Below are 11,401 nucleotides of genomic sequence, written 5' to 3'. Positions count from 1 at the left end.
CTCGATCGCCATCTGGAGCCTGGGGGCCAGCGTCCTGGCGCCGATCTTCGACGGCGGCCGCCTGCGGGCCCAGTCTGACGCGGCGAGCGCCCGTCGCGACCAGGCCGCCTTCGCCTATCGCAAGGCCGCCCTCACCGCCTTCGGCGAGGTCGAGAGCGCCCTGGAGGGGACCGGCCGGCTGGCCGAGCAGGAAGAGGCCGCCGTGCGCCAGCGCGCCGCCGCCGCCTCGGCACTCGACCACGCCCGCCGCCGCTACCGGGCCGGCTATGTGTCCTACCTGGAAGAGCTGGACGCCCAGCGCAGCCTGCTGGCCGTCGACCTCGGCCTCGCCCAGGTGCGCGAAGCCCGCCTGCAGAACGCCATCGCCCTCTACCAGGCCCTGGGCGGCGGCTGGGCGGTTGGCGAGGGGCAGTAGGGCGTCTCCACCTTGATCCCCTCCCCCGCCGTCATCCCGGCCGGAGCGTAGCGGAGAGCCGGGACCCAGGGGCAACCGCACTGCGCTTGGCCCCTGGGTCCCGGATAAGCCCTGCGGGCTTTCCGGGATGACGAGCTGATTGCGGGCCTGGCGCCCGGGGCTCCCCCGGAAGGATCATCAAAGCCCGCAACTCCACCCCAGCGAGATTCCGCAGATCGGATAGGCGCTGGCGGCATGACCCTGTTCGTGCGCGCAAGATCAAACATCGTTATCCGAGGCGCCAGTCGGATGATCAGGCCAATTGGTAAACCGCCGTTCGGCGCCGCGAAATGAAGCGGCGCGCCGCTTAGCGGCCATGTAACAGCCTCGCAACGCCCCCTGCCCATTGCCGAACCCAGTGGCCTGCCCGACGCTCACCCTTGGCATAGCCACTGTTCAGTCTTGTATTCGCGTTCAACAATAAGAATACATCTAGGGCGGAACCCCACGGAGGAGTCATCAATCATGCGTTGATTTTGCGAAGAGGGGGCTACAATGAATAATAATCTAAAGAATAATTTGATCGCGGGGATCTCGACCCTGTCGATTGCTCTCTGCACCACCACCGTGGCGCTGGCCGCTGAACCGGCCCCGGCGCCGGATTCCGTCGAGCTCGACACCGTCATCGTCACCGGCACGCGCCAGACCGGCCTGCGGGTCGCCGACAGCCCCGCGCCCGTGCAGGTGGTCGACACCGCCACGCTCGAGCGCACCGGCCAGGTCGACCTGCGCCTGGGCCTGGCCAATCTGGTCCCGTCCTTCAACGCCCAGGCGTTCGGCGGCGACACGGCCAACCTCACCCTCTCGGCCCGCCTGCGCGGCCTGTCGCCCAACCAGGCGCTGGTGCTGATCAACGGCAAGCGCCGCCACACCACGGCCAATTTCGCGGTGCTGTCGGGCCCCTACCAGGGCGCCGCCTCCGCCGATCTCGGCTTTATCCCGATGTCGTCGATCGGCCGCATCGAGGTGCTGACCGACGGCGCCGCCGCCCAGTACGGCACCGACGCCATCGCCGGCGTCGTCAACATCATCCTCAAGAAGGCCGACAGCGGCGGCGTGGTCTCGGCCACGGGCGGCGAGTATTTCGACGGCGGCGGCAAGACCGCCTCGTTCTCGGCCAACCTCGGCACGACGCCGACCGAGAACAGCTATCTGAATCTGACCGTCGAGAGCAAATACCACGGCTTCTCCAACCGCGGCCTGCCCGACCAGCGGGTCTACAACACCGCCAGCCCCAGCTATTCGGCCGCCAACAACGCCGTCGAAAGCCAGATCTCGGGCTATCCGAACCTGAACCTGATCTCGGGCGACGCCGAGTACCGGATGCACGTCCTGGCCTTCAACGCCGGGGTCGAGCTGCCCGAGGACTTCGAGGTCTATTCGTTCGGCACCTACGGCCACAAGGACGCCTCGGCCTACGAGAACTACCGCCGCTACAACCGCGTGCAGGGCAAGATGGGCGCGGCCGACCGTCCGTTCCCCAACGGCTTCAGCCCGCGCGAACGGATCATCGAGGACGACTACGCCATGACGCTGGGCCTCAGCGGCAAGGTGCTGGGCTGGGATCTCGACGTGTCGTCCACCTACGGCCTCGACGACATCGAGGTGCGGGTCGAGGACTCGGCCAACGCCAGCCTCTATGCCGACACCTCGACGACCACGACCAAGGGCTTCACCCCCACCTCGTTCCACGCCGGCAGCTGGCGCACCACCCAGTGGACCAACAACATCGACCTGCGCCACGACTTCGAGGTCGGCCTGGCCACGCCGCTGAACGTCGCCCTGGGCGTCGAGCAGCGCCGCGACACCTACGCCATCGGGGCCGGCGACGCGGCCTCGACCTACAAGGAAGGCTCGCAGTCCTATCCCGGCTTCTCCAAGACCGACGCCGGCGGCCACAGCCGCACCAGCTGGGCGCTCTATACCGACCTGGCCGTCTCGCCGATCGAGCCCTGGAAGATCGACGCGGCCCTGCGCTACGAGGACTTCAGCGACTTCGGCGACACCACGGTCGGCAAGCTGACCAGCCGCTACGACTTCAACCCGATGATCGCCGTCCGCGGCACGGTCAGCACCGGCTTCCGCGCCCCGACCCTGGCGGAATCCTACTACTCGGCCACCAACGTCTCGCCGACCAGCGCCTTCGTGCAGCTGGCGCCGAACTCGGCGGCGGCGGCCCTGCTGGGCATCTCCAAGCTGAAGCCCGAGAAGTCGACCAACTACAGCCTCGGCGTGGTGGCCCACCCGCTGCCCAAGCTGACGGCGACGATCGACTTCTACCGCATCAAGCTCGAAGATCGGATCTTCGGCTCCAGCTCGATCTACGGCATCCGCAACGGCGTGGTGGTCAACGCCAACGTCAACGCCGCGATCGCCGCCAACGGCAACGTGCTGGACAGCACCGTCACCAGCACCGGCATCAACATCTTCTCCAACGGCCTGGACACCCGCACCCAGGGCGTCGACGTGGTGCTGTCCTACCCGACCAGCCTGGGCGACTACGGCCGCATCGACTGGACGCTGAGCGGCAACTTCAACGAGACCAAGATCACCAAGGTCAAGGCCGCCCCGTCCGCCCTGGCCACCACCAGCACGGCCTTCCCGAGCGGCCAGGTGCTGTTCGCCGGCAACGCCGCCTCGCTGCTCGAGACCGCCTCGCCCAAGTACAAGATCGGGCTGAACGGCCTCTACAGCTTCGGCAAGGTCACGGTCAGCCTGACCGAGACCTTCTACGGCAAGGCCTCGGCCCTGGCCGATCCCGGCACCGGCCCGCTGCTGATGACCGTGGTCAGCGCCACGGCCATCACCGACCTGGAGGTCTCCTACAAGTTCCCGGTCGGGGTCACCGCGGCGATCGGCGCCAACAACCTGTTCAACGAGTATCCCGACAAGTATTCGGCCGCCTTCCAGTCGGCCTGCGTCGCCTCCGGCGGCGGCTGCGTCACCCAGTATCCGTCCTTCTCGCCCTTCGGCATCAACGGCGGCTACTACTACGGACGCCTGACCTACACGTTCTAAGCGTTTGCTAAGCACTGGAAAATCCAGCGCTATGGGGAGCCGGACCCAGTGTCCGGCTCCCTTCTTTCGGGGCCTCCGATTCCTTCGTCACGCGCCCTGCGCCCAGACTTCGCTCATGCCGAAGCGCGGGCGCCCAAGGGCTCGGCACAACGGCGTTCAGCGACCCCATGAGTGGTCTCCAGGCGGCAAATGGATTGCCCCGGCGAGACGGTGATTTCGAGATGGACCTCGCCGCCGGAGCATCGGTCGGCGGAACAATGAAGCAGGGCGGGCATATGGACGGAGTTCTGACGCGTCGTCGGTTTTTCGAGGGCCTGGCGGCCTATGGCGGGGTGTCGCTGGCCATGGCCGGCATGGACGCCCTGGGCTACGGCTTCGCCTCGGCCCAGGCGGCCCCGCCCCCGCTGGAAGGCGGCGGCAAGGGGGTCAAGGTGGTGGTGCTGGGCGCGGGCCTGGCCGGCCTCACCGCCGCCTACGAACTGACCAAGCATGGCTACGAGGTGCAGGTGCTGGAGGCCCGCGGCTTCGCCGGCGGCCGCTGCCAGACCGCCCGGGGCGGCTTCCGCCACGTCGATCTCAACGGCAACGACCAGACCTGCCAGTTCGACGAGGGGCTCTACATCAACCACGGCCCGTGGCGGATCCCCTACCACCACCGCTCGACCCTGCACTACACCAAGCTGTTCGGCGTGCCGCTGGAGAGCTTCGTCAACGACAACGACGCCGCCTATGTCTATTTCGAGAAGGGCGAGGGCCCGCTGAAGGGCAAGCCGGTCCGCAAGGGCGAGATCGCCGCCGACGCCCGCGGCCACGCCGCCGAACTGATCGCCAAGGTCGCCGCCAAGGGCGGGCTGGACAGCGCGATGACCGCCGAGGACCGCGACCTCTTCGTCGCCTACATGGTCAACGAGGGCCGCCTGTCGCCCACCGACTTCGCCTACACCGGCACCGACGGCCGCGGCTTCGACGTCCATCCCGGCGCCGGCGTCTCGCCCGGTCCGGGCAAGCCCTCCACCCCGCGCAGCATGGCCGACGTACTGCACTCGGGCGCCTGGCGCACCCTGACCTCCGTCGCCGGCTACGAGCAGCAGCGCACCATGCTCCAGCCGATCGGCGGCATGGACCAGGTCGCCAAGGCCTTCGAGCGCAAGGTCGGGGGCCTGATCCGCTATTCCAGCGTCGTCGAGACCATCCGCCAGGACGCCAAGGGCGTGAAGATCGGCTACCGCGACGCCTTCGGCGAGAAGGCCGAGATCAGCGCCGACTATTGCATCTGCACCATCCCGCTCAGCGTGCTGCGCGGCGTCGACCTGCAGGCCTCCAAGCCGTTCAAGGCGGCGATGGAGGGCGTGGCCTACGCTCCGGTCAACAAGATCGGCCTGCAGATGAAGCGCCGCTTCTGGGAAGAGGACCACTTCATCTACGGCGGCCACATCTACAACGACATGCCCGGCATCGGCACGATCAGCCTGCCGTCGACCGGCTGGCAGTCGCAGAAGGGCGTGCTGCTGGGCTACTACGCGTTCGGCGGCGAGGCGGCCAAGATCAGCGCCAAGAGCCCGGCCGACCGCGCCGCCTTCGCCGTGGCCGCCGGCCAGAAGGTGTTCCCCGAATACGCCGACAGCTTCGAGAACGCCTTCTCGTTCTGCTGGCACCTGGCCGAGTTCAATCTCGGCGGCTGGGCCGAGTGGAGCGACGACGGCCGCAAGAGCGCCTATCCGGTGCTGTGCGAACCCGACGGCCGCCTCTACCTGGCCGGCGAGCACCTCAGCTATCTTGGCGGCTGGCAGGCCGGGGCCATCGAGTCGGCCTGGCAGCAGATCGGCAAGCTGCACGCCCGCGTCCGCGCCGCCTGACCACCGCACTTCTGATCCTCGGGGAGACTTGATGCTTCGCAACGCCATCATCGCCGCCCTGGCCGCCGCTCCGCTGGCCCTGGGCGCGTCCGCCGCCCTCGCCGCGCCGCCGACCGGCCAGAGCCTCTACGCCGACAACTGCTCGGCCTGCCACCAGGTCACCGGCAAGGGGGTCAAGGGCGCCTTCCCGGCCCTGGCCGGCGCGCCGATCGTCCAGGGCGACGGCAAGCTCATGGCCGCCGTCGTGATCAACGGCCGGGCCGGCATGCCCTCGTTCAAGGACGACCTGTCCGACGCCGAACTGACCGGCATCCTCAACTACGTGCGCGGCGCCTGGGGCAACAAGGGCAAGCCCGTCAGCTTCGCCGACATCTCCAGCGTCCGCGCCCAGTCGAACGCCAAGGCCAAGGCCCGCGGCCTGCAGGCCCATTGATCCCAGAAACCGATAAGGAGACGCCCATGAAACGCCTCGCCCTCGCCCTGCTCGGCGCCGCCGCCTTCGCCGCGCCCTTGGCCGCACAAGCCCAGGGGATCGTCCGCGGCGGCGACCCCAAGTCGGCCATCGCCAGCGTCGTCACCGTGCCGGCCGGCTACGACACCATCTATGTCAGCGGCATGACCCCGCCGGTCGTCGACGCCGCCGCCACGGGCGTGGCCAAGTTCGGCGACACCAAGACCCAGACCATCGGCGTCATCAAGCGCCTGGAAGACGCCCTCAAGAGCCAGGGCGCGACCCTGTCGGACGTCGTCATGATGCGCGTCCTGCTGGTCGGCGACCCGGCCAAGGACGGCAAGATGGACTTCGCCGGCATGATGGAAGGCTACAAGACCTTCTTCGGCACCGCCGAACAGCCCAACAAGCCCTCCCGCATCACCAGCCAGGTCTCCGCCCTCGTCGCCGACGGCATGCTGGTCGAGATCGAAGTCCAGGCGGCCCGCCCGCCGAAGAAGTAAGTAAAATCCCTCTCTGAGAGAGAGGGAGGGGCCCGCCGCGCAGCGGTGGGAGGGTGAGAGGTTTCACCGCCGGCCGGCGAAACCTCGATCCCTTCCGCCGCAGGCCTCAGGTGCGCACGCCCCCGCCTCCCGTCACTCCCGCCCTGGAGGCGGGGAATGCACCGCCACCGACAACCCGCCAGGAAGCGGACGCAAAGGGTGGGTTACAGACATGGCCCGGCGCAGACCTAGGAACCTGGGCACGCCAATTGTTGCCGGCCTTCCAGTTGAAATTTTTAGAGGCTCAAGCTTAAGCTGAAGAAAAGCTGGGGCCGGGGCTATATCCGATGGACGCACTGAATTATCCTTACATCCGGGTGCGGGACGCCAACTGGCTCAAGCAGACCTTGTTGTTGTTTCCCCACGTGGCGCGCATGAGGCCGCGCTGGGCCCCACCCGACGATCCCGAGATCGAGACGTTTCGGTGGGCGGCGAAAGATCAAAATCCGCTACTACGGTCCGTCAACCTCCACAGTCAGGCCGTCCGCAACGCCCAGCGCCGGCTGATGCTAAAGATCGCCGAATGTCTGGAGACGGACGAAGCGGCTTTCCGTGCGAGATTCGCAAAGGAAGCATTCGAGGGGCATTACAACGCTAGCGCCGATGACCTTTGGGGACAACGGCTGAACCCTTCAGCCGGATTCCAGATTCATGCGGACAAGATCTTCTATCACTTTAGCGAATTCTTGGAATTCAAAGACCTCTGCTGGGCACCCGAACGGCCACACGGCGAGCACTATTTGGAGGTCCATCCGAGGCTGGGCGCGGCGATCATGACGACCCTGGCGTTCGCTGCTGCGCGCGATGAGGGCTTACGGGTCGTCACCGAGTTTCCGGACCTGCACGGACAGATGATCGCTGCCGGCGATGATAACCTGCTCCATCGCCTCAGCGAGGGCGACACACCCAAGCCAGAGCCCATCAATGGTCACCGGATCGCCGAGATCATCGTCTATCAGCGCTGTGATGTCGGCCATCTCAGCGCTGAGGACATGGTGGCGCTTACCGAAGAACGTGCCGCGTTCGCGAGATTCCGCCAAGCGCTTGAGGAGGAAGCCAAGGCCCTGCCGCCGGAGATCGGCAATCCCAAGATTCTGCAGCAGTATCTCGATGACACGGTCAACGATATCCTAGCCCGCTGGCAGAAGGATCGAGCGGGCTTTACACCTCTGGCCAAGGCGGTGTTCGGCGACGAGGCGATCAACGAGCCAAGATCGCTTCTGCAGAAAATCGCCGAGAAAGCGCTGACAAGCGAAGTGGGTGGCTCTGCCGCAACCGGAACGTTAATGGGAGGGCTTACCAATCACACCTTGGCCGGGGCGGCGGCGGGCTGCGCAATAGGCCTAGCTGTTCACACCCTTAAGTCCTGGCGCCAAGTGGCAAAGCGTGAAGCCGAAAGCCCTTGGAAGTATCTGACCACCTTGGAGAAAGGTGGCGTGGGCTTCAGGATGGTGGCTTAAATTTTTTAGCACGCGAGGAATGGCCCTCACCTAAGCGACCTTCTGGCTGCGATTCAGCTCCACAACACACGGAGTATGTCGACGGGCTGAACCCACACGTCGAAGCTTTGCCTATTCTCCGATCGAGGATGGCTGCCGAGTTGGTCGCGCCGAAGGTCTGCAAAGAGTCGTGAACCGAAGCTGCCTCCGCCGCCTGTTTCTGATGGTCAGATCGGTGTCGCAAGCGAGTGTCTGTCTCGGTCAACACCCGCCCTTGTGGCGGGGAATGCACCGCCACCGACACCCCGCCAGAAAGCGGACGGATCTTATGTCGGCCAAGGGTTGGGTGCGGTCACCGAAACCCTCTCTCTAAGAGAGAGGGCGCGCCGCATCTGATGTCCGCTCGGGGTCATGAACCGACGTTGACCCAACCGCTTGTCTCGGACGGTTAGATCGCTGTCGCGAGCAAGCGTCTGTTTCGGTCAACACCCGCCCTTGCGGCGGGAATGACGGGTTTTCGGAAACTCTACGAAAGCCCCCTCACCCGTCGTTCGCGTGCTTGATCAGGTTGTCGCGCACCTTCGTCACGGTCTTCTGCACCTGGGCGAACTCCTCCGGCGCCAGGCCCGTGGCCTTGACCAGGGTCTTCTGGCCGCCCTTTTCGCGCAGGGCGCGGCCCGCTTCCGTCAGGCTGACGATCACCTGGCGCTCGTCGGCGGGATCGCGGCGGCGGGTCAGATAGCCCAGGCTCTCCAGCTTCTTGAGGATCGGGGTCAGGGTGTTGGACTCCAGGAACAGCTTGTCGCCCAGGCTCTTGACGCTCTGGCCGTCCTCCTCCCACAGCGCCACGATGATGATCCACTGGGTGTAGGTCACGCCCAGTTCGTCGAGGATCGGCTTGTAGGCCCGGCCATAGGCCAGGTTGGCCGAATAGACCGCGAAGCACAGGAAATCGGCGAGGCGCGGGGCCTTCTTCTCGGCGGCGGGAGGCGTATCGGGCGTCGTCATGGCGGCCTTCTGGAAGCGGAAGCGGGTCGGACGCCACGAATATAAATCGGATCCGATTAAATCGGAAGGTTGACACGCGCTCGAACTTCGATTTATGAGATCGGTACCGATTACATCGGATCCGATTGAAAAGGAGAAACGCCATGACCACCCCGATCGACGCCGTCCTCTACACCGGCGCCACCCACGTCACCGGCGGCCGCGACGGCGCGGCCCGCAGCACCGACGGCAAGCTCGACGTGCGCCTGTCGCGCCCTGGAAGCGCCGGTCCCGGGACCAATCCCGAGCAGCTGTTCGCCGCCGGCTGGTCGGCCTGCTTCATCGGCGCGCTGGGCCTGGCCGCCCACGCCCAGGGCGTCGCCCTGCCCGCCGACGTGGCGATCGACGCCGAGGTCGACCTGGCCAAGGCCGGCGAAGGCTTCGTGCTGCGCGCCCGCCTCAATGTCAGCCTGCCGGGTCTGGCGCCGGAGACGGCCCGCGCCCTGGTCGAGGCCGCCCACCAGACCTGCCCCTACTCCAAGGCCACCCGCGGCAACATCGACGTCGAGCTGAACCTGATCTGACCCGGCCCGGCGGGCCGATCTCCCTCCCCCGTCCCATCGGCCCGCCTCGCCGCTTCCAGCCGGTCCAAATCGCGATCGCCGCCGCCAATCCCCGTCCGCCCGTCCGCGCCACTCTCACCGCCCAACCGGAGAGCCACCCCATGACCGCGTCGCCCGCCTCGCCCGCCATCGATCTTCGCCGTCGCCGCCTGTTCCAGGCCGCCGCCGTCCTGGGCGGAGCCGCCGCCCTCACCGCCCTGGCCGCCTCTTCCGCCCGCGCCGCGACCGCCGCCCAGCCGGGCTGGACCCTGCGCCAGGTCGAGGCCGGCGACCTCGTGGTCGGCTACGCCGAGCAGGGCCCCGCCGACGGCGCCCCGGTGATCCTGCTGCATGGCTGGCCCTACGACATCCACGCCTTCGCCGAAGTGGCCCCGATCCTGGCGGCGGCCGGCAAGCGGGTGATCGTCCCGCACCTGCGCGGCTACGGCTCCACCCGCTTCCGCTCCGACGCGACGCCCCGCAACGGCCAGCAGGCCGCCCTCGCGGCCGATGTCGTCGCCCTGATGGATGCGTTGAACATCCCCAAGGCCGTGATCGCCGGCTTCGACTGGGGCGCGCGCACCGCCGACATCGTCGCGGCCCTGTGGCCAGAGCGCTGCCAGGCCCTGGTCAGCGTCAGCGGCTACCTGATCGGCAGCCAGCAGGCCAACGCCGCCCCGCTGCCGCCGCAGGCCGAGCTCTCCTGGTGGTACCAGTTCTATTTCGCCACCGAGCGCGGCGCGAAGGGCTACGCCCAGAACACCGACGCCTTCGCCCGGCTGATCTGGCAGACCGCCTCGCCCAGGTGGGCCTTCGACGACGCCATCTTCGCCCGCTCGGCCGCCTCGCTGGCCAATCCCGACCACGTCGCCATCACCATCCACAACTACCGCTGGCGGCTGGGTTTGGCGGAGGGCGAGGCCCGCTTCGACGCCATGGAGGCGAAACTCGCCCAGGCGCCCGTCATCACGGTCCCGACCATCACGATGGAGGGCGACGCCAACGCCGCGCCCCACCCCGCCCCCGCCGCCTACGCCGGCAAGTTCAAGGGCCGCTACGAGCACCGCCTGATCGGCGGCGGCGTCGGCCACAACCTGCCGCAGGAAGCGCCCCAGGCCTTCGCCAAGGCCGTCCTCGACGTCGCCCGCTGGGCCTGACGCTTACCGGAGAAGGAGCCATCGCCATGGCCGATCCGAACCCGCTGTCGCGCCGCGCCTGGCTGAAGGCCGCGGGCCTTGGCGCCCTGTCGCTGGGCGGGGTGCTGGCCCTGCCGCCGGCCCGCCAGGCCCTGGCCCGGGCGCTGGAGCCCTCGCCGGCGCTGAACGCCCTGCGCCTGTCGGGACCCTGGCTGAACAGCCCGCCGCTCGACGCCGCCGCCCTGAACGGCAAGGTCGTCGTGGTCTGCTTCTGGACCTATTCCTGCATCAACAGCCTGCGGGCCCTGCCTTACCTGCGCGCCTGGCGGGCCCGCTATGGCGAGCGCCTGGCGATCGTCGGCGTCCACACCCCCGAGTTCGTCTTCGAGGCCGAGACCGCCAATGTGCGCCAGGCGCTCACTGATCTGGGCGTCGACTTCCCGGTGGTGCTCGACAGCGAGCGGCGGATCTGGAGCGCCTTTGGCAACAACGCCTGGCCGTCGTTCCACTTCATCGGCGCCGACGGCCGCGCGCGCGGCCATGTCGACGGCGAAGGCGGCTACGACGCCTGCGACCGCCGGATCCAGGAGTTGCTGGCGCAGATCCCCGGCCCGGCCGTGCCCACGGGTCCAACCGCCACCGTCGGACGCGGCCCGGAGGCGGCCGCCGACTGGAACGACCTCGGCTCGGGCGAAAGCTATGTCGGCTATGGCCAGGCGCAGGCCTGCGTCTCGCCGGGCGGCCTGCGGCCCGCCCGCAGCCACCTCTACCGCGCCCCCGACCGCCTGCCGCTGAACGGCTGGGGCCTGACCGGCGCGTGGACGGCGGGCCGCGAGTTCGCCACGTCGGACGCCCCCGCAGCCGGCCTCGTCCACCGCTTCCACGCCCGCGACCTGCACATGGTGCTGGCCCCGTC

The 11,401-nt window shown here is 67.9% G+C and carries 9 protein-coding genes and 2 pseudogenes; 10 read left to right on the top strand and 1 reads right to left on the bottom strand.

The annotated features are described in order from the left end of the window. The 7 genes and pseudogenes from DMC18_RS15075 to DMC18_RS15045 form a co-directional block, all read left to right on the top strand. On the top strand, positions 1–415 hold a 415-nt coding region (locus tag DMC18_RS15075), incomplete at its 5' end, for a TolC family protein (protein WP_158285913.1). 32 nt (positions 416–447) lie between these two features. Then, positions 448–520, top strand: a pseudogene (locus DMC18_RS26955) (hypothetical protein); the annotation flags it as partial. Positions 521–973: 453 nt separating this feature from the next. Further along, positions 974–3,472: a TonB-dependent siderophore receptor gene (locus DMC18_RS15065; RefSeq protein ID WP_233245184.1), complete on the top strand. Its 2,499-nt coding sequence runs from the start codon at positions 974–976 to the stop codon at positions 3,470–3,472. A gap of 275 nt (positions 3,473–3,747) precedes the next feature. After that, a complete protein-coding gene (locus tag DMC18_RS15060) occupies positions 3,748–5,328 on the top strand; it encodes a flavin monoamine oxidase family protein (protein ID WP_233245183.1) in 1,581 nt (526 codons plus the stop codon). 31 nt (positions 5,329–5,359) lie between these two features. Beyond that, positions 5,360–5,761 carry a cytochrome c gene (locus DMC18_RS15055; protein WP_110118707.1) on the top strand — a complete coding sequence of 134 codons (402 nt, stop codon included), beginning with the start codon at positions 5,360–5,362 and terminating at the stop codon, positions 5,759–5,761. A 26-nt stretch (positions 5,762–5,787) separates the two neighbouring features. Then, a complete protein-coding gene (locus tag DMC18_RS15050) occupies positions 5,788–6,282 on the top strand; it encodes a RidA family protein (protein ID WP_110118706.1) in 495 nt (164 codons plus the stop codon). Between the two features lie 326 nt (positions 6,283–6,608). Then, the gene (locus tag DMC18_RS15045) at positions 6,609–7,781 is read left to right on the top strand and encodes a hypothetical protein (protein ID WP_110118705.1); all 1,173 of its coding nucleotides are present in this window, start codon (positions 6,609–6,611) and stop codon (positions 7,779–7,781) included. A gap of 519 nt (positions 7,782–8,300) precedes the next feature. Here the strand turns inward: DMC18_RS15045 and DMC18_RS15040 are convergent. After that, complete coding sequence (locus tag DMC18_RS15040; RefSeq protein ID WP_110118704.1) at positions 8,301–8,768, bottom strand: MarR family winged helix-turn-helix transcriptional regulator; 468 nt, start codon at positions 8,766–8,768, stop codon at positions 8,301–8,303. A gap of 143 nt (positions 8,769–8,911) precedes the next feature. Here DMC18_RS15040 and DMC18_RS15035 point away from each other — a divergent pair, with 143 nt between their 5' ends. The 3 genes and pseudogenes from DMC18_RS15035 to DMC18_RS25665 form a co-directional block, all read left to right on the top strand. After that, positions 8,912–9,331: an organic hydroperoxide resistance protein gene (locus tag DMC18_RS15035; RefSeq protein WP_110118703.1), complete on the top strand. Its 420-nt coding sequence runs from the start codon at positions 8,912–8,914 to the stop codon at positions 9,329–9,331. 140 nt (positions 9,332–9,471) lie between these two features. After that, on the top strand, positions 9,472–10,506 hold the full coding sequence (locus tag DMC18_RS15030) for an alpha/beta fold hydrolase (RefSeq protein ID WP_110133057.1): 1,035 nt from the start codon (positions 9,472–9,474) through the stop codon (positions 10,504–10,506). Positions 10,507–10,532: 26 nt separating this feature from the next. Next, positions 10,533–11,401 (top strand): annotated as a pseudogene (locus DMC18_RS25665) (redoxin domain-containing protein); the annotation flags it as partial.

The sequence above is a fragment of the Caulobacter sp. D5 genome (assembly GCF_003185805.1).
In the GTDB taxonomy this organism is placed as follows: domain Bacteria; phylum Pseudomonadota; class Alphaproteobacteria; order Caulobacterales; family Caulobacteraceae; genus Caulobacter.
The sequence above is the reverse complement of the archived record's forward strand: the minus strand, read 5'-3'. Positions and strand labels throughout refer to the sequence as shown.